Origin of the sequence: Actinosynnema sp. NPDC020468 (assembly GCF_040642015.1) — a bacterium.
In the GTDB taxonomy this organism is placed as follows: Bacteria; Actinomycetota; Actinomycetes; order Mycobacteriales; family Pseudonocardiaceae; genus Actinosynnema.
Map to the genome: position 1 here is coordinate 121,732 of NZ_JBFAEO010000018.1, position 17,588 is coordinate 139,319.

A 17,588-nucleotide genomic window follows, 5' to 3' on the forward strand; every position below is an offset into this window, starting at 1 on the left:
CTGTCTCGCTTCCAGGGTGAACCCGCTGTCCAGGGTGAACCCGCTATCCGGGGACGTGTCTTTGCTTCGTGAGGTTAGCAACCTGGGTCTTGGGTCTGGTTTAGGGCGTCCTCGCCGGACGGGCAGGCCTCCGGGGAGGTAGGGCGTCGTGTTCTCCCCGTATGGCCTGCCGGAGGCAACCACATTTGGCACGGGGGCGCCGGCTTTGGAGTGTGGGTGCGGTTCTGAGTTCTCGGCGCCCCCGTGCCAAATGTGGTTGGGCTGCGCCCAGGCCATACGGGGAGAACACGAGGCCGGGGTGTGGGCGGTGCGCCCGGGGTGCGGGGGTGGTGCGGGGTGTGCAGGGTTCACAGTTGGTGGGGGTGGACTGTGCTTTTTGCACACTGACGGGGTGTTCAGCTGCGGTTAGGTTCCCGTCATTCGGCTTCTTCCCTGAACCCCCTGGAGGTTGGCATGGCCTCGGCGGTTGGTGTTGACGATTTCGCGTTGAGTCGGGTTCCGGCTTCTGCCCGCTATTCGTGGTGGTCGGTCGCGGTGCAGCGGTTCGGGCAGATGTCGGCGTTGAGCCAGTTTTTGCTCGGGGCCACGCTCGGGTTCGGGATGGGGTTTTGGGAGGCCTTTCTCGCGCTCACGTTCGGGGCGGTGATCCTCGAGGTCGTGGCGGTGTTCGTGGGGGTCATCGGGGTTCGGGAGGGGCTTTCCACGTCGTTGATCGCGCGGTGGACCGGGTTCGGGCGGGCCGGGTCGGCGGTGATCGGGTTGGCGATCGGGATCAGCCTGATCGGGTGGTTCGGGATTCAGACGGCCGTGTCGGCCCGGGGGTTGGCCGGGTTGGTCGGCGGGTTGCCCGAGTGGGGGTGGGCGTTGGTGTTCGGGTTGGTGGTGACGGCGATCGTGTTGCGCGGGTTCGGGTCGATGGCATGGACGGCGTACGTCACGGTGCCCGCGTTCCTCGTGCTGGTCGGGTGGTCGGTGTGGTCGGAGTTGTCGCGGCACTCCCTGGGTGACCTGGTGGCGTCGGCGCCGCCCGGGCCCGCGTTGTCCTTGGTGGAGGGCACGACGTTGGTGGCCGGTGGGTTCATCGTGGGTGCGTTGATCACGCCGGACATGACCCGGTTCAACCGGTCGGTGCGCGATGTGGTGAAGCAGACGCTGGTCGGTGTGACGCTGGGTGAGTACGTGATCGGGCTGGCCGGGGTGTTGCTGGCGCACGCGGTGGGCAGCGCGGACGTGACGATGATCGTCACCTCGTCGGTGGGCTGGGTGGGTGTGCTGGTGGTGGTCGCCGGCACGCTCAAGATCAACGACTGGAACCTGTACTCGTCGGGGCTGGCGCTGGTGAACTTCGTCGGCACGGTGTTCGGCTGGCAGGTGCACCGGGGCGTGGCCACGGCCGTGGTGGGTGTGCTCGGCAGCGTGCTGGCGGCGGCCGGGATCCTGGACGGGTTCACCGGGTTCCTGATCCTGCTCGGCGTGGCGTTCCCGCCGATCGCCGGGATCATGGTCGCCGAGTACTTCGTGGTGCGGCGGTGGCGCGGTGAGCTGGACGCGGCGCGGGCGCGGGGGGTGCTGCCCGCGGAGGCGCCGCTGTGGGTGCCGGCGACGCTGGTGGTGTGGCTGGTGTCGGCCCTGGTGGGTCGGTTCGTGGAAGTCGGGCTGGGCAGCGTGAACTCGCTGGTCGTGGCGTTCGTCCTGTACGTGGTGGCGGGTCGGTTGGGTTGGGTGCGCGGTGTCGGCCGGAGTCGGGTCGAGGACGCCCCGTCGGTGCCTGTGCGGTCGTGAGCGCACGAAGGTCGTGGACACAACTAGTGAACACAACTCAGTGGACACAACTCAGTGGACACAACTCAGTGGACACAATTCAGTGGACAGAACTAGAGGAGGTGGGTCTGTGCGGATCGGCATCGATGTCGGCGGCACGAACACCGACGCCGTGTTGCTGGACGGGGTTCGGGTGTTGGCGGCGGTGAAGACGGGGACGACGCCGGACGTGACGTCCGGGATCGTGGCGGCGATCGAGGGGTTGCAGCGGGGGCACGCTTTCGACCCGGCGGCGGTCGGGGCGGTGATGATCGGGACGACGCACTTCATCAACGCGCTGGTGGAGGCGGATCGGCTGGCGCCGACGGCGGCGGTGCGGTTGAGCCTGCCCGCCGGGTCGTCGTTGCCGCCCATGGTGGACTGGCCGCGGCGGCTGGTGGACGCGATCGGCGGCCGGGGTTACCTGGTGCACGGTGGCCACGAGTTCGACGGCAGGCACATCGCGGAGTTGGACGAGGCGGAGTTGCGCAAGGCGGCGGACGACATGGGGCGGGCCGGGGTGCGCAGCGTGGCGATCACGGCGGTGTTCTCGCCGGTGAACGCCGAGTTCGAGGCGCGGGCGGCGGAGGTCATCGCGCGGGAGTTGCCGGACGTGGCGATCTCGTTGTCGCACGAGGTGGGTCGGATCGGGCTGCTGGAGCGGGAGAACGCGACGATCGTGAACGCGGCGCTGCGCGAGCTGGCGGCCGGGATCGTGGACGGGCTGGCGGTGTCGGTGGCGGGCGCGGGGATCACCGCGCCGCTGTACCTGAGCCAGAACGACGGCACGTTGATGGACGTGGACTTCGCGCGCCGCTACCCGGTGGCGACGTTCGCGTCGGGTCCGACGAACTCGATGCGCGGCGCGGCGGTGCTGTCCGGTGTGGACACCTGCGCGGTGGTGGACGTGGGTGGCACGACGAGCGACATCGGGGTGCTGAACCAGGGTTTCCCGCGCGAGGCGACCACGGACGTGAGCGTGGCGGGGATCCGGACGAACTTCCGGATGCCGGACGTGCTGTCGCTGGGGGTCGGCGGTGGCAGTTTGGTGCGCGACGGCGAGGTGGGTCCGGAGTCGGTGGGTTACCGGTTGACGTCGAGGGCGCTGGTGTTCGGCGGTGACACGCTGACCGCGACGGACGTCGCGGTGGCGGCGGGTCGGGCGGAGGTCGGCGACCCGGCGCTGGTGCGGCACCTGGACGCCGGGTTGGTGCGGCGGGCGTTGGAGTCGATCGCGGAGCGCACGGCGGACGCGGTGGAGCGGATGCGGACCTCGGCCGAGCCGCTGCCGGTGGTGGCGGTGGGTGGTGGGTCGATCCTGCTGCCCGACGAGCTGGCCGGGATCGGGCCGGTGCGGCGGCCGGAGAACCACGCGGTGGCCAACGCGATCGGCGCGGCGATCGCGCAGGTGGGCGGCGAGGTGGACCGGGTGTACGCGATCGAGCCGGGACGGCGGGACGCGGTGGTGGACGAGGCGAAGCAGGAGGCGGTGGACCGCGCGGTCGCGGCGGGCGCGAGCCCGTCGAGCGTGGCGGTGGTCGACTTCGACGAGGTGCCGATCCCGTACCTGCCGGGCAACGCGACCCGGATCAGGGTCAAGGCGGTCGGCGACCTCCAGACGGGGAGTTGAGAATGCGCGAGATCACCGGGGAGCACCTGGCGGACCTGGCCCGCGGCGCGGCCGTGCTGGGCACGGGCGGTGGCGGGGACCCCTACATCGGTCGGCTGCTGGCGGCGGCGGCGCTCGAGCGGCACGGGCCGGTCCCGCTGGTGTCGTTGGAGGAGTTGCCGGACGACGCGACCGTGCTGCCGGTGGCGATGATGGGCGCGCCGACGGTCATGGTGGAGAAGCTGCCGTCGATCGAGGAGGTGACGACGGCGGCCCGCACGCTGGCCGACTACCTCGGTCGGGAGTTGACGCACATCGCGTGCGCCGAGGCGGGCGGGGTGAACTCGCTGATCCCGATCGCGGCGGCGGCCCGGTTGGGGTTGCCGCTGGTCGACGGCGACGGGATGGGTCGGGCGTTCCCGGAGATCCAGATGGTGCTGCCGACGCTGTACGGGGTGCGCGCGACGCCGCTGGCCATCGTGGACGAGAAGGGCAACCGGGGTGTGCTGGACACCGTGGACAACCGGTGGGCGGAGCGGTTGGCCCGCGGCGCGACGGTCGAGATGGGGTGTTCGGCGATGATCGCGTCGTTCGCGATGACCGGCGCGCAGGCGCGGGACTCGCTGGTGCCCGGCACGCTGAGCCTGTGCGTGGAGCTGGGCCGGTTGGCGCGGGAGGCGCGCGGGCACGCCGATCCGGTGGACGTGCTGGTGGAGCGGTTGCGCGGGCGCAGGTTGTTCGACGGCAAGGTGGTCGACGTCAGCAGGCGGACCGTGACGGGGTTCGCCCGCGGTGCCGCGCGACTGTCCGGAATGGACGGTGACGCGGGCTCGGAACTGGTGTTGCGGTTCCAGAACGAGCACCTGGTGGCCGAGCGCGACGGCGGGGTGCTGGTGTCGGTGCCGGACCTGATCTGCGCGCTGGACCGCGAGTCCGGCGACGCGGTGACCACCGAGGCGCTGCGGTTCGGGCAGCGGGTGGCGGTGATCGCGGCGCCGGCCGACCCGCGGTGGCACACCCCCGAGGGGCTGGCGCTCGCCGGTCCCCGGTACTTCGGCTACGACCACGACCCGATCCGGGTGTGAGAGGACAGCGCATGGGCACGCTCGAAGGTCGGACCGCGGTGATCGTGGGCGGTGGGTCCGGTATCGGACTGGAGGTGGCGCGGCAGGCGGTGGCCCTGGGCGCGTCGGTGGTGCTGGGCGGTCGCACGGAGGCGAAGCTGGCCGCGGCGGTCGCGGAGTTGGGTCCGGCGGCGCGGCACCGGGTGGTGGACACCGGCGACCAGGCGTCGCTGGCGGCGTTCTTCGGCGCGCTGGACCGGGTGGACCACCTGTTCGTCAGTGCGGCCACCTACCGGGTGGGTCCGATGCTGGCGTTGAGCGACGAGGACGCGGCGAGCCCGTTCACCTCGAAGTTCTGGGGCCAGTACCACGCGGTGAAGCACGCCGCGCCCAAGCTCGCGCCGGACGGGTCGGTGGTGCTGATGGCGGGCGCGGCGAGCGTGCGGCCTCCGGTGGCGGCGCCCGCGTACGTGGCGTGCAACGCGGCGATCGAGGGGTTGGGTCGCGGGCTCGCGGTGGAGCTGGCGCCGGTGCGGGTGAACGTGGTGTCGCCCGGCACGATCGACGGCAGCCTGTGGTCGGGTCGGCCGGCGGAGGTGCGGGAGGCCGCGTTCGGGCAGTACGAGAGGGACACCGTGCTGCACCGGGTGGGCACCGAGCCGGAGGTGGCGGGCACGGTGCTGTACCTGTTCGCCAACGGGTACACGACGGGCTCGACCCTCTACCCGGACGGCGGCTACGCGTTCCGGTAAGACTGTCCACATGCGCATCGGGCGGGAGGACGTCGACGCGCTGGAACTGGGCGCGACGCTGCTCGGCTCCGGCGGCGGCGGTGACACGGTGTGGGCCGCGGCCCGGTTGCGGCGGCTCCTGCCCGAGGGCGCGGCGATCGACGTGGTCGGGGTGGCGGACCTGCCGCCGGAGACGCCGGTGGTGCCGGTCGGACTGGTCGGCGCGACGGCCGTGCTGGCGGAGAAACCGCCCGGCGGCGACGAGTTCGGCACCGCGGTGGCGGCGGTCGAGCGGTGGACCGGGCAGCGCGCGGCGGCGTTGATGTCGACCGAGATCGGCGGGTTGAACGGGTTGCTGCCGCTGGTCGCCGCGCACGAACTGGGGTTGCCGTACGTGGACGCGGACCTCGCCGGGCGGGGTCTGCCGCGGCTGGACCAGCTGTCGGTGGTGGCCGCGGGTCGTCCCTCGGCGCCCGCCGCGCTGGCCGCGCCCGGTGGGCGGGTGCTGGTGCTGGCGGCCGGGTCGCCGTCCGACGTCGAGCGGGCGGTGCGCGGGTTCCTGCCGGTGGTCGGCGGGTGGGCGGTGCTGGCGCTGGCTCCGGTGCCGGCCGGTGAGCTGGCGGGGTGCTCGGTGGTGGGCAGCGTGACGGCGGCGGTGGAGTTGGGTCGGCGGCCGGGGGGTGACGTGCTGGCGACCGGGCGGGTGGTGGAGGTGGCACGGCGGCAGGCCCGGGGTTTCGGGCGGGGCAGCGTGACGGTGCGCGACCACGGCGGACCGTTGCTGCGGCTGGAGATGGAGAACGAGTACCTGCTGGCGTTGCGGGACGGGGCGCCGGTCGCGTCGACGCCGGACGTGCTGGTGGTGCTGGACCGGCGGACCCGCGCGCCGATCTCGTGCTACCACGTGCGATCGGGCGCGGAGGTGGTGGTGCTGCGGCTGGCCGGCCCGGCGTTCTGGGCCGATCCCCGGCACCTGCCCACCGTGGCGCCGCGCGCGTTCGGCGTCGACTGCGACCCGGTGCCGTGGTGACCGGCACGGTCGGCGGGCTGCTCGCGCTGCCCGAGTGGGCCGACGTGGTGGTGCTGGCGGGTGCGGCCGGGGTGGGGCAGGCGGTGCGCGACGTGCGGCCGGTGATGGCCCTCGGTCGGGAGTCGGTCGGGCCCGGCGAACTGGTGGTGCTGGTGACCGCGACCCCGCCGGGCGACTGGCGGTTGGACGCGCTGGCGCGGCGGATCGCGGACGGCGGCGGCGCGGGCGTGCTGCTGCCGGCGGCGAGCGCGCCCGCCCGGGGAACGCTGCTGCTCGGCGACCGGTTGGTCGTCCCGGTGCTCGCGGCGGAGGGGTCGACGCTGGACCTGCTGGTGGCCGCGCGGTTGGCGTTGGCGGCGCCGGATCTGGAGCGGGCGCGGGTGCTGCTGGCCGTGCAGAAGGCGGTGGGGAAGCGGCTGCGCACGCCGGAGGACGTGGTGGGCGTGCTGCGCGGGGTGCTGCGGGCGCCGGTGGCGCTGCTGGACGACCGGGGCGAGCCGTTGGCCGGCGATCCGGTGGCGGCGGTGGTGCGGGTGGACGAGCCCGTGCCGCAGCGGGTGGCGCTGGCCGACGGGGTCGTGCTGGCCCACCCCGCTCTGCTGCCCAGGTCCGCGCGGCCGAGCGCCTGGCTGGTCGTGGAGTTGCGCGGGGTGGCCGCCGGGCGGGCCGAGGTCGTGCCGCCGGCGCTGGGGTCGGCGGCGGGCGCGGTGGGGCGGTGGTTGTCCGCGCACCGGTTGGAGCTGGAGCGGGACGCCCGGTCGCGGACCGCGTTGCTGGGCGACCTGCTGCGGTCCGACGGCGAGCCGACCGCGGATCTGCGCCGGCGCGCGGTGGACGCCGGGTGGCCGCTGGGCGGGTGGCACGTGGGCATCCGGGTCGGCACTCCGTCCACTGTGGACACGGTGGCGCGCGGGCCGGAGGTGTCGGCGGTGCTGGGCGCGGCCGGGGTGGAGGCGGTGGTGGTCGAGCACGGCGACGGTTGGACCGCGTGGACCACGTTCGACCAGGAGCCGACCGCGGCCAGGGTGCGGGCGCTGGGCGGCCGGCTGCGGACCGCGCAACGCGACCTGCGGCGCACCCTGCACGCGTACATGGGCGTCGGCCGCCCGCACCCCCGCCCGGAAGGGCTGGCCCGCACCGTGGGCGAGGCCACCGACGCCGCGCGGCTGGCCGCGACCCGCGCCGAGGGCGGCAACTTCCTGCACGTGGACCAGTTGGGCATGGCCCAGCTGCTGCTGGAGTGGACCCGCACCGACACCTTCGAACCCGCGGCCCGGGCCCTGCTCGCCCCGTTGCACGGCCTGCCCGGCGACCTGGTCCGCACCCTGGCCGCCTACCTGGACGCGGAGTCCTCGATCGCCGACACCGCCGCCACCCTGGGCGTGCACCGCAACACCGTGGCCGCGCGGGTCACCCGGGTCGAGCACCTGCTCGGCGTCGACCTGGCGCACCGCGACGAACGCCTCGCGCTGCACCTGGCGTGCCGGGCCGTGCTGGCCGACTAGCGGTTTGGCAGGATGCGCGGGTGGGTGGTTTCGGGGTGGGACGGCGGCCGGAGTTCGCGCGCTCGGCACCGGTCGAGGTCGTGTCGTCGCGGCTGATCGCCGAGGTCCGGCCGGGGCGGACCGACCACTTCTGGCGCCGGGTGGCCGCGGCCGGCACCCCGCTGGTCGAGCCGGACCCGCTCGGTTCCCCCTCGCACCGCGCGGTGACGTTCGTGTGGCGCGACCGCCCGGTGGCGGGTCGTCCGGCGCGGTCGGTGCTGCTGCACGCCAACAAGTTCACCGACTACGACGACCTCGACGCGATGGCGCTGACCCGGCTGCCGGACACGGACCTCTGGCACGCGACGTTCCGGCTGCGCGCCGACTGGCGGTGCTCCTACCTGCTGGGTCCGCTGGCCGAGCCGCCGGTGGCCCGCGGCCGGGCGGCTCGCGACGAGTTGACGCGGCACGCCGAGCCCGACCCGTTCAACCGCACGCCGTTGCGCGGCAGGCACAGCGGGCGCGTGGTGTCGGTCGCGGAGCTCGAGGCCGCGCCGCCGTGGTCCTGGGTGGACGCCGACCCGCCGCCGTTGCGCGAACTGCCCGGCGACCGGCCGGTGTGGGTGCACGGACCGGCCGACGGGCGCGGACCGGTGCTCGTGCTGCTCGACGGCGACGTGTGGGCGCGCGAGCACCCGATCGCGCCGACGGTGGACGCGCTGACCTCGGTCGGGTGGCCGCCGCGGCTCACCACCGTGCTGGTCGGCCCGTCCGCGGCCGGGCGGACCGCCGACCTGACCTGCGCGCCGTCCTATCCGGACTACCTGGTGTCGCTGCTCGACCGGCTCGGCTTCCCGCCGGATCCCGGGCACACGATCGTGGCGGGGCAGAGCTTCGGCGGGTTGGCCGCGGTGCACACCGGGTTGGGTCGGGCCGACCGGTTCGGCGTCGTGCTGGCGCAGTCCGGGTCGTTCTGGTGGCCGGGGGACGCGTCGGGTCTCGGGTGGCTCGAGCACTGCGCGGACGCCGTGCGGCCGCTCCGGGTGCACCTCGAGGTCGGGCTCCAGGAGTGGGGGATGCCGGAGATCGTCGCGCGGGTGCGGGACGAGTTGTCCCGGCGCGGCCACCGGGTGTCCACAGTGGAGTACTTCGGTGGGCACGACCAGGCGTGCTGGCAGAGCGGGCTCGTGACCGCGCTGCTCGACCTCACCTCGGAGTGGTAGGAGGGCCTGCCCTTCGCGGCCGTTCCTCCCGCGCCGTCACCCGAACGGTTGGCATTGTGGACGCCGGCGTCCCGCGCGCCCGGAACTGTCGGTGCCCGTGTCTACGGTGATCACGTGCCCACTCCGGACCCCACCCGCACCCGCGCCGCCCTGCGCTCGTCCGCCCGCGTCTGCCTGGAACTGCTCCTGGTCGTCCTGCTGGCGGCGGTGGTGCTGTGGGCGGTCGGGCAGATGTGGTCGGTGGTGTGGCCGGTGGTGATCGCGCTGCTGCTGACCACGCTCACCTGGCCGGTGACGAGGTTCCTGCGCCGGCACGGGTGGCGGCCCGCGCTCGCGGCGTCGGTGGTGACGGTGCTGTTCCTCGTCGTGGCGGCCGGGATCGGGGTGCTGATCGCGGTGCCCGTGGCGTCGCAGTCGGGCGAGCTGACGGCGGGGGTGGTCGACGGGATCCAGCAGTTGCGGGAGTGGGCGTCCGGGCCGCCGTTGAACATCGGCGACGACCAGGTGAGCAGCGCGCTGGACGCGGCGGTGGCGCGGATCCAGGACAGTGTCGGCAGCATCGTGACGGCGACCGTGAGCGGGGTGGGCGCGGTGGCGAACGGGGTGGTCACCGCGGTGCTGGCGGTGTTCCTGATGTTCTTCTTCCTCAAGGACGGCCCGCGGTTCCTGCCGTGGTTGACCCGTCAGCTGCCCGGCAGGCTGGGTGTCGACGTGCCGGTGGTGGCGGAGCGCTGCTGGGAGACGCTGGGCTCGTTCGTCCGGTCGCAGGCGTTCGTCGGCCTGCTGGACGCGGTGTTCATCGGGCTGGGCCTGTGGATCGTCGGCGTGCCCCTCGTGCTGCCGCTGGCGGTGCTGACCTTCGTGTCGGCGTTCGTGCCGATCGTCGGCGCGCTGTTCGCGGGCGCGGTGGCGGTGCTGATCGCGTTGGTGTCCAACGGGGTGACCGACGCGCTGATCGTGCTGGCGATCATCGTGGTGGTGCAGCAGCTGGAGGGCAACGTGTTCCAGCCGATGCTGCAAAGCCGCAGCCTGGGCCTGCACGAGTCGGTGGTGCTGCTGGCGGTCACCCTGGGAGGCAGCCTGGCAGGCATCGCCGGCAGCCTCCTGGCCGTACCGGCCGCCGCCCTCCTGGCCGTGATCTGGACCCACACCCGCACCCACCTGAGCACCCCGGCCACCGTGCCGGCGGGGGAGACCAACCCCACCCCTGACCCTTGATCCCCAACCCGTGACCCCAGCCCCCACCCCCTGGCCTCTGATCCCCACCCCCAACCCCTGGCCTCTGGCCCCAACCCCTGGCCCCAACCCCTGACTGCTGGCCCCTGGCAACCCATGCGAGCACTGCGAGGTCCGCCACCCCCGGCACCCTCCTGACCGCACCAGCGACTGCCCTCTCAACCATGGCCCGCACCCGCACCCCCGCCGGCGCCCCCACCCGCTCGAGTACACGGGCCACCGTGCCGGCGGGGGAGGCAAACCCGACCCTCTGCCCCCCCAGGCAACTCAGGCGAGTACCACTGCATCGGGCACCTCCCTGGCCGCACCAGCGACTGCCGTCTCACCCACACCCACACCCACACCCACACCCCGCCAGCGCCCCACCCGCCCGAGTACACCGGCCACCACGCAGGCGGGGGAGGTGCACACGCCCCCTGACCCGGACCCCAACCGGCCCGCAGGAGCGAAGGGAAGGCCGCGGCCCCGGCACCTTCCTGCCCGCACCGGCGGCCGCCCTCCCGGGCTTGCGCCGCACCTGCGGCAACGTCTGCGTCCGCAGCCACGCCCAGGCCGCACTCGCGGGTGCGCCCGATCCGACTTCCGCGACAGTCGCCCCGACTACCGGCGTTCGCCCTGGTGTACGCGAAGGCTCAGGTCAGGTCCAGGGCGCGCATCGCCGCGTCCACGGCCACCTCGCGCAGGTTCGGCGGCTCGTCTCCCTCCACGAAGAGGACCACGCAGTCGGACAGGCCGCCGATGGACACCGTTGCCCGGATCAGCTCGGCCGGAGTGGGCTCGGAGGCGAAGAGGGATTCGGTCAGGCGGGTGCGCCACTCCATGAAGTGCGAGAACAGGCCCATTTCGGTCAGTGCCACCAGTTCCCGCACGATGAGCGCCACGACCGGCTTGTGGCGGTACAGGAAGTCGTAGTAGCCCTCCAGCAGCGGGCGGGCCGGGCCCGGGGTCAGGGTGGCCAGGTAGGTCGCGCCGTCGTCCACCAGCGGTTGCACGAGGCTGCGCACCAGGTCGTCGCGCGACGAGAAGTGGTAGTACAGCGCGGGTTTGGTGATCCCGAGGCGGTCCGCGATGTCCTGGAGGCTGGTGCGGCGCAGGCCCTGTTCGAAGAACAGTTCGCGGGCGGCTTCGAGGGCTCGGGCCTTGGTGTCCTTGGGCACCCGGGCAGTCTAGTCGACTTAACGGTTGGTAAAAATCCTTGACACGCGCCCCCGAACTTACTATCCGTTAAGTAAGGAGGTGGACCATGGGGGTTCTGATCCAGGGTGCGAGCGTGGCCGGCCCGGTGGTGGCGTACTGGCTCGCGAGGCACGGGTTCGACGTGACGGTGGTGGAGCGCGCGCCCGCGCTGCGCAAGGCGGGTGGGCACGCGGTCGACCTGTTCCGGCCCGCGGTGGAGATCGCGGAGCGGATGGGTGTGCTGGACGAGGTGGTGGCGCGCCGCACCGGCACCGACGTGATGACCGTGCACAGCACCGGCGCGGCACCGTTCGAGATCGACACCCGGCGGCTGTTCGGCTCGCTGTCCGACCGGCACGTGGAGATCATGCGGGACGACCTCGGCGAGATCTTCCACGACGCGGGCAAGGACGACGTCGAGTACGTGTTCGACAACTCGATCACCGCGATCGACGGCGGCCGCGTGAGCTTCCGGCACGGGCCCGACCGGCACTTCGACCTGGTGATCGGCGCGGACGGGCTGCACTCGCGGGTGCGCGAGCTGGTGTTCGGCCGGGTGCCCGAGGTGCACCTGGGCTCGCACCTCGCGGTGGCGTCGATCCCGAACTACCTCGACCTGGACGACCGCACGCTGTCCTACTTCGAGGTGGGCCGGATGGCCGCGATGTACAGCGCCGCGCACCTGCCCGACGCCCGCGCGGTGTTCCTGTTCCGCGGCCCCGAACTCGACTACCACCACCGGGACGTGCCGCGGCAGAAGGAGTTGCTGCGCGAGGCCTTCGCGGGCGCGCCCGGCGAGGTGCCGACGTGGCTCGACCGGCTCGACGGCACGTTCTACTTCGACTCGATCACCCAGCTGCGCACCGACACGTGGGCGAAGGGCCGGGTCGCGCTGGTCGGCGACGCCGCCTACTGCCCGGGACCGGCGGTCGGCGGCAGCACCAGCCTGGCCGTGGTCGGCGCGTACGTGCTCGCGGGCGCGATCGCCGAGGCCGCCGGCGACCCGACCGTCGCCTACCCGGCCTACCACGCGCGGATGGCGCGCTACGTCAGGGAAAGCCGCGCGGCCGCGGTGGTCAACGCCAAGCGGCTGGTGCCCGCGAGCGCCGGCGGCCTGCGCGCGCTGCGGATCACCGCGAAGGCCGTCACCCGGTTGCCGAAGCCGATCTCCCGGCTGCTGATGTCGGTGGGCACCGGGAAGATGCGCCTGCACGAGACCGTGGAACTGCCCGAGCATCCCTCGCCCGTGCGCGGCTGACCCCGAATGGCCGACTTCCCCGCGCCCGCCGGGCCGGGGATGGTGGGTGCGTGAGTGGCAGAGACGTCGACGAACACGACGAGTCCCCGCTGTGGGAGGAGTCCACCGACGAGTCCGAGGGGTGGTTGGGGTCGCGCGGCTCGACACTCGTGCAGATCGCGATCGTCGGGCTCTGCGTGGCGTTCGTCGGCGTTTCGCTGCTGCTGTGGACGGTGAGCGGCACGGTGTCCGGGTACGCGACCGCGGCGTCCGGCGGTGGCGCGGTGCCGACCATCTCCGCGCCGCCCGCCACGACGACGTCGGCGCCCGCCACCCCGCAGGGGTACCGGCGGGTGACCGGGCCCGGCGGCATCGAGGTGTCGATACCGCAGGACTGGCCGGTGAAGCCGGGCGCGGTGCCGTCGAACCAGCAGGCCGACAACCCGAAGTCGCCGGGTGACCTGCTGCGGTTCGGCGGCGGCCCGGCCGTGCCCGGTGCCCTCTACGACTCGCTGGTGGCGGCCGAAACCGAGAACCCGACCATCGCGGCCGGCTACACCCGGGTCAAGCTGGAGAAGATCACCAACCGCGCGGACACCGTCGACTGGGAGTTCGAGTACGACAAGGACGGCACCCGCCGGCACGTCTTCGGCCGGTACTGGCGGCTCGGCGGCACCGACTACGTCGTCTACGCCTCGGCCGGCGCGGGCACCTGGTCGACCATGCGGCCGATCCTCGACGTGCTGCTGGGTTCGGTCACGCCGAGCTGAGCCGACCCGCCCGACCGGACGACCCGCGGTGGCCGAGTGGCCGACGCGCGAGGTGGTGGGCGCGGAGATTCCACGGTTGCGCGCGGTCGGGCGCGGGGCGCGGGACCATGATCGGGAGCGTCGGCGTGGCCGGCGCGCACTCGGCACCCGAAAGGACTACGCCCACCATGAGGTCCACCCTGGCCGTGCTCGTCGCGGCCCTGGCGCTGCTCGCCGGCTGCACCGCCGCGACCGGTCCCACCGAGTCGCCCGCACCCCTCGCCGGCGACGGCGACCCGGTCAACCTGCGCGGCGACTGCCCGACCACCGTCGTGATCCAGACGAACTGGTGGCCGCAGGCCGAGTACGGCGCGCTGTACCGGTTACTCGGGCCCAACCGCCGACCCGACAAGGCGCGCAAGGCCGTCGCCGCGCCGCTGGTGAGCGACGGCAAGGACACCGGCGTCGAGTTGGAGATCCGGTCCGGCGGTCCGGCGATCGCCTTCACCCCGGCCGCGACCACGCTGTACCTGGACTCGTCGGTGCTGCTCGCGGGCGTCGACCTGGACCAGGTGGCGCGGCTGAGCGGGGAGAAGCCGGTGCGGGCGGTGTTCGCGCCGATGGACGCCTCGCCCGTGGTGCTGATGTGGGACCCGCAGACCCACCCCGAGTTCCACTCGGTCGCCGACGTCGGGCGCAGCGACGCGCGGGTGCTCTACTTCCAGGGCTCGGTCTACATGGACTACCTGACCGGCGCGGGGGTGCTCAAGAAGTCCCAGGTGGAGTCGTCCTACGACGGCACGCCCGCGCGGTTCGTGGCCGACGGCGGGCAGACCGTGCAGCAGGCCTACGTCACCAACGAGGTGTTCCAGTACGAGCGGGAACTGCCGCAGTGGCGCAAACCCGTGGGCTACGGCTTCGTCAAGGACACCGGCTACCCGAACTACCCCGAGGTGTTCGCGGTGCGCACCGACCGGGAGGCCGAACTGGCGCCGTGCCTGCGCAAGCTGGTGCCGATCCTCCAGCGCGGCGCGGCCGACTACCTGGCCGACCCCGGTCCGACGAACCGGATCGTCAGCGACCTCGTGGACGAGTTCGACGGGTTCCCCTACAGCGTGCAGCGCGCCGACCACGCGGCGAAGGTGATGCGGGAGAACGGGATCATGGGCAACGGGAACGACGCCGCGGTCGGCGACCTCGACCCGGCCAAGGCGGGTCGGCTGCTCGACCTGGTGCGCCCGATCTTCGCCGCGCAGGGCACACCGGTGCCCGACGGCACGGGCGTCGAGCAGTTGCTGACCAACGCGTACATCGATCCGAGCATCGGCGTGCGCTGACCGGCCGGGGGTGACCTGCGCGTTCCCCCGGTGTGGGACCCGGTCGGCGACCGGTGGGCGGGATGGGAGACTCGACGGCGCGGCGAGGGCCGCGCTGCGCCCAGGGGGAGGACGCGCGATGGTGCGGGACGGCGGTGCGCTGCTCGAACTCGACGGTGTCGGGGTGGCCTACCCCGGCGGGGTGCGGGCGTTGGAGCCGGTCACCGCGTCGGTGTCGGCGGGGGAGTTCGTCGGTGTCGTCGGACCTTCGGGGTGCGGCAAGAGCACGTTGCTGCGCGCCGCCGCCGGGTTGGTCGCGCCGACCTCGGGTCGGGTCGTGCGGCACACGGACGACCTCGCGTACGTGTTCCAGGAGCCGACGCTGATGCCGTGGCGGACCGTGCGGCGCAACGTCGAGCTGGTCGCCGAGCTGCGCGGGGTGCGCAAGGTCGAACGCCGGGAGCGGGCCGCCGCGATGCTGGGCCGGGTGGGTCTCGCGGACTTCGCCGACCACCTGCCGGCCGCGCTGTCCGGCGGGATGCGGATGCGCGCGGCGCTGGCGCAGGCGCTGGTGATGCGGCCGCGGTTCTTCCTGTTCGACGAGCCGTTCAGCGCGTTGGACGAGCTGACCAGGGAACGGCTCGCGGACGAGCTGCTCGCGCTGCACCGGGCGGACGGGTTCGGCGCGGTGTTCGTGACCCACTCGGTGGCCGAGGCGGTGTATCTGTCGACCCGGGTCCTGGTGCTCTCCGCGCGGCCCGGGCGGGTGGTGGCCGACCTGGACGTCCCGTTCGGCCGGGACCGCGAACCGGGTTTGCGCTACACGCCGGAGTTCGCGGCCCTGGTGGCACGGGCGACGGGCGCGCTGCGGGCCCAGGCCGGTGAGCTGTCGTGACCCGGCTGGCCCGCGCCGTTCCGGTGCTCGTGGTGTTCGTGGTCGTGCTGGTGTGCTGGCACGTGGTGAGCACGGTCGTGCTCTCGCCCGCGCGCCGGTTCCTGCTGCCCGCGCCGCACGAGGTGCTGCTGGTCGGTTTCCTGGACCCGGACAACCTCTCCGACCTGCTCGCCGCGCTGGGCCGGTCGGCGCTGGTCGCCGTGCTGGGCCTGGTGATCGCGGCGGCGCTCGGCGTCGGGTTGGCGGTGCTGATGAGCCAGGCGCGGTGGGTCGAGCAGGCCGTGTACCCGTACGCGGTCGTGTTGCAGACGGTGCCGATCCTCGCGCTGGTGCCGCTGTTCGGGTTCTGGTTCGGCTTCGGGTTCCCGAGCCGGGTGCTGGTGTGCGTGCTGATCGCGCTGTTCCCGGTGGTGGCGAACACGTTGCTGGGCTTGAAGTCCGCCTCGGCGGGCTTGCACGACCTGCTGACGCTGCACCGCGCGGGCCGGGTGCGCCGCCTGCTCGTGCTCCAGTTCCCGGCCGCGCTGCCCGCGTTGTTCACCGGGTTGCGGATCTCAGCCGGCCTGTCGGTGATCGGCGCCGTGGTGGGCGACTTCTTCTTCAAGCAGGGCGAACCCGGCATCGGTGTGCTGATCGACCTGTACCGGCAGCGCCTCCAGTCCGAGCAGCTGTTCGCGGCGGTGCTGCTGTCGTCCGCGTTCGGCGTGGTGGTGTTCTGGCTGTTCGGCGCGCTGGCCCGGCGCGCGGTGGGTTCCTGGCACGAGTCGGGCGCCGCGCGCGACCGGGTGCGCTAGGGGAGCGGGTCGCCGTCCGGTGCCCCGGTTGTCCACTGTGGATCGTCCGGGCAGGACGCCAAGCCGTCGAGCAGGCGCGCCGGGACGAAGTCGAACCGGTCGTCCGCCGACGGGTCGGCGGAAGCGTGCACGAGCCGGCCGACGGTCGCCCGCCACTGCTCCTCGGTCACCCCGGTGCGCCAGGACGCCTGGAGCCTCGCCGACTCGCGCGCGACCGAGCCGACCACGTCCGCGCCCACCGCGGCCACGACCTGACCCGCCGTCACGATGTCCGAGGTCAACCCGGCAAGTTGCGAACACTGTCGCCACAAGCGGGGGGCCATGGCTGAGGTGCGTGTTCCGGTGGTGATCGCGGGTGGCGGGTCGGCGGGGTTGGCCACGCGCTGTTCCCGGCGCGCCACGGCGCCCGGTCGCCGGCGGTGGAGGCCACCGCCGACTTCTCGGCGCCGGTGGCCCGGGTGCCGGTCGCGGTGGGCGACGCCACGCTGGCCGTGGCACGCGGCCCGTGCCCGCGGAGCCGGCTGGACGCGGTGGTGCCGGGCGCACTAGGCGACGCGGACGTGCGCCGCGCTCGGCATCGGTGTCGGCGGACCGGGCGAGCTGGGCGACGCGCTGCTCGACGTGCTGTTCCGGACCGCCGCCGGCGTGCCCGACCTGGAGGTGGAGGTGGTGGGCACGCTGCCGTGGCGACCGCGCGGCACGCCGCCCGACCGGTTCCGCGAGGGCCGGGTGTTCCTGGTCGGCGACGCGGCGAGGACCGTGCGGGCGAGGCGCTGCTCGACACCGACGAGGCCGAACGGCGTCCGGTCGCGGCGTTCGTGCTGGACCAGGCGCTGCGCCGGCTCGCCGACCCCCGACTGCACCGGGACCCGGCCGCCGCGGTCGAACGGGCCGCCGCCGGGGTGGTCGACGCGCGGATCGTCCGGCTCGGCCACCGCTACGCCTCGACCGCCGTGGTCGTCCCGGAGCCCGGGCCGCCGTCCACCGAGCGGCTGGTCCTCGACGGCACGCCCGGAAGCCGGGTGCCGCACCGCTGGGTCGAGCCCGGTATGTCCACTGTGGACCTGGTCGGCCCGGGAATGGCACTGCTGTCGGGTGATCCGACCTGGCCGGACACGGTGCTCGTGCGACCGGAGCGGGTGGGGGGGGGGCCCCGAACACGGGCAGCCCCGCCGCCAGCCCCCCCCGCACGCCCGGGGGGGGGGCCGCCGGACCCGAAACCCAAAGCCCGTGGGGGGGGTCGG

The 17,588-nt window shown here is 73.5% G+C and carries 16 protein-coding genes; 13 read left to right on the forward strand and 3 right to left on the reverse strand.

Features of this window, described 5'->3' with window-relative positions; genetic code table 11:
• Nucleotides 1–453 precede the first annotated feature (453 nt).
• From AB0G50_RS15625 to AB0G50_RS15660, 8 genes are all read left to right on the forward strand, one after another.
• Complete coding sequence (locus AB0G50_RS15625) at nucleotides 454–1,782, forward strand: cytosine permease (protein ID WP_360107936.1); 1,329 nt, start codon at nucleotides 454–456, stop codon at nucleotides 1,780–1,782.
• A gap of 109 nt (nucleotides 1,783–1,891) precedes the next feature.
• The gene (locus AB0G50_RS15630) at nucleotides 1,892–3,430 is read left to right on the forward strand and encodes a hydantoinase/oxoprolinase family protein (RefSeq protein ID WP_360107939.1); all 1,539 of its coding nucleotides are present in this window, start codon (nucleotides 1,892–1,894) and stop codon (nucleotides 3,428–3,430) included.
• A gap of 2 nt (nucleotides 3,431–3,432) precedes the next feature.
• A complete protein-coding gene (locus AB0G50_RS15635) occupies nucleotides 3,433–4,494 on the forward strand; it encodes a DUF917 domain-containing protein (protein WP_360107942.1) in 1,062 nt (353 codons plus the stop codon).
• A gap of 11 nt (nucleotides 4,495–4,505) precedes the next feature.
• The gene (locus AB0G50_RS15640; RefSeq protein WP_360107945.1) at nucleotides 4,506–5,225 is read left to right on the forward strand and encodes an SDR family oxidoreductase; all 720 of its coding nucleotides are present in this window, start codon (nucleotides 4,506–4,508) and stop codon (nucleotides 5,223–5,225) included.
• Nucleotides 5,226–5,235: 10 nt separating this feature from the next.
• Nucleotides 5,236–6,234 carry a DUF917 domain-containing protein gene (locus AB0G50_RS15645; RefSeq protein WP_360107948.1) on the forward strand — a complete coding sequence of 333 codons (999 nt, stop codon included), beginning with the start codon at nucleotides 5,236–5,238 and terminating at the stop codon, nucleotides 6,232–6,234.
• Complete coding sequence (locus AB0G50_RS15650; protein ID WP_360107951.1) at nucleotides 6,231–7,739, forward strand: helix-turn-helix domain-containing protein; 1,509 nt, start codon at nucleotides 6,231–6,233, stop codon at nucleotides 7,737–7,739. Before AB0G50_RS15645 ends, AB0G50_RS15650 begins: the two co-directional genes overlap by 4 nt.
• 20 nt (nucleotides 7,740–7,759) lie before the next feature.
• A complete protein-coding gene (gene fes / locus AB0G50_RS15655) occupies nucleotides 7,760–8,941 on the forward strand; it encodes an enterochelin esterase (RefSeq protein WP_360107954.1) in 1,182 nt (393 codons plus the stop codon).
• Between the two features lie 114 nt (nucleotides 8,942–9,055).
• Nucleotides 9,056–10,159 (forward strand): AI-2E family transporter, encoded by a 1,104-nt coding sequence (locus AB0G50_RS15660; RefSeq protein ID WP_360107957.1) that lies wholly within the window; start codon nucleotides 9,056–9,058, stop codon nucleotides 10,157–10,159.
• A 650-nt stretch (nucleotides 10,160–10,809) separates the two neighbouring features.
• Here the strand turns inward: AB0G50_RS15660 and AB0G50_RS15665 are convergent.
• On the reverse strand, nucleotides 10,810–11,334 hold the full coding sequence (locus AB0G50_RS15665) for a helix-turn-helix domain-containing protein (RefSeq protein WP_360107960.1): 525 nt from the start codon (nucleotides 11,332–11,334) through the stop codon (nucleotides 10,810–10,812).
• 86 nt (nucleotides 11,335–11,420) lie between these two features.
• Here AB0G50_RS15665 and AB0G50_RS15670 point away from each other — a divergent pair, with 86 nt between their 5' ends.
• The 5 genes from AB0G50_RS15670 to AB0G50_RS15690 all read left to right on the forward strand — a co-directional run bounded on the left by AB0G50_RS15670 (nucleotide 11,421) and on the right by AB0G50_RS15690 (nucleotide 16,344).
• Nucleotides 11,421–12,611 carry an FAD-dependent monooxygenase gene (locus AB0G50_RS15670; protein ID WP_360107963.1) on the forward strand — a complete coding sequence of 397 codons (1,191 nt, stop codon included), beginning with the start codon at nucleotides 11,421–11,423 and terminating at the stop codon, nucleotides 12,609–12,611.
• A gap of 50 nt (nucleotides 12,612–12,661) precedes the next feature.
• The gene (locus AB0G50_RS15675) at nucleotides 12,662–13,360 is read left to right on the forward strand and encodes a hypothetical protein (RefSeq protein WP_360107966.1); all 699 of its coding nucleotides are present in this window, start codon (nucleotides 12,662–12,664) and stop codon (nucleotides 13,358–13,360) included.
• Between the two features lie 167 nt (nucleotides 13,361–13,527).
• Complete coding sequence (locus tag AB0G50_RS15680) at nucleotides 13,528–14,676, forward strand: hypothetical protein (protein ID WP_360107969.1); 1,149 nt, start codon at nucleotides 13,528–13,530, stop codon at nucleotides 14,674–14,676.
• 118 nt (nucleotides 14,677–14,794) lie between these two features.
• Nucleotides 14,795–15,550: an ABC transporter ATP-binding protein gene (locus AB0G50_RS15685; RefSeq protein WP_360107972.1), complete on the forward strand. Its 756-nt coding sequence runs from the start codon at nucleotides 14,795–14,797 to the stop codon at nucleotides 15,548–15,550.
• Complete coding sequence (locus AB0G50_RS15690; RefSeq protein WP_360107975.1) at nucleotides 15,547–16,344, forward strand: ABC transporter permease subunit; 798 nt, start codon at nucleotides 15,547–15,549, stop codon at nucleotides 16,342–16,344. The genes AB0G50_RS15685 and AB0G50_RS15690 overlap by 4 nt, the downstream gene beginning before the upstream one ends.
• Here AB0G50_RS15690 and AB0G50_RS15695 read toward each other — a convergent pair.
• Both AB0G50_RS15695 and AB0G50_RS15700 read right to left on the reverse strand, forming a co-directional pair.
• Nucleotides 16,341–16,625 carry a hypothetical protein gene (locus AB0G50_RS15695; protein ID WP_360107978.1) on the reverse strand — a complete coding sequence of 95 codons (285 nt, stop codon included), beginning with the start codon at nucleotides 16,623–16,625 and terminating at the stop codon, nucleotides 16,341–16,343. The genes AB0G50_RS15690 and AB0G50_RS15695 overlap by 4 nt on opposite strands.
• Nucleotides 16,626–16,889: 264 nt before the next feature.
• A complete protein-coding gene (locus tag AB0G50_RS15700; RefSeq protein ID WP_360107981.1) occupies nucleotides 16,890–17,279 on the reverse strand; it encodes a hypothetical protein in 390 nt (129 codons plus the stop codon).
• Between the last annotated feature and the right edge of the window lie 309 nt (nucleotides 17,280–17,588).

What these genes read in the sequence shown, in the direction of transcription:
- AB0G50_RS15625 (WP_360107936.1), top strand. Translation starts at nt 454, where the DNA reads ATGGCCTCGGCGGTTGGTGTTGACGATTTCGCGTTGAGTCGGGTTCCG.
- AB0G50_RS15635 (WP_360107942.1), top strand. Translation starts at nt 3,433, where the DNA reads ATGCGCGAGATCACCGGGGAGCACCTGGCGGACCTGGCCCGCGGCGCG.
- AB0G50_RS15640 (WP_360107945.1), top strand. Translation starts at nt 4,506, where the DNA reads ATGGGCACGCTCGAAGGTCGGACCGCGGTGATCGTGGGCGGTGGGTCC.
- AB0G50_RS15645 (WP_360107948.1), top strand. Translation starts at nt 5,236, where the DNA reads ATGCGCATCGGGCGGGAGGACGTCGACGCGCTGGAACTGGGCGCGACG.
- AB0G50_RS15670 (WP_360107963.1), top strand. Translation starts at nt 11,421, where the DNA reads ATGGGGGTTCTGATCCAGGGTGCGAGCGTGGCCGGCCCGGTGGTGGCG.
- AB0G50_RS15680 (WP_360107969.1), top strand. Translation starts at nt 13,528, where the DNA reads ATGAGGTCCACCCTGGCCGTGCTCGTCGCGGCCCTGGCGCTGCTCGCC.
- AB0G50_RS15685 (WP_360107972.1), top strand. Translation starts at nt 14,795, where the DNA reads ATGGTGCGGGACGGCGGTGCGCTGCTCGAACTCGACGGTGTCGGGGTG.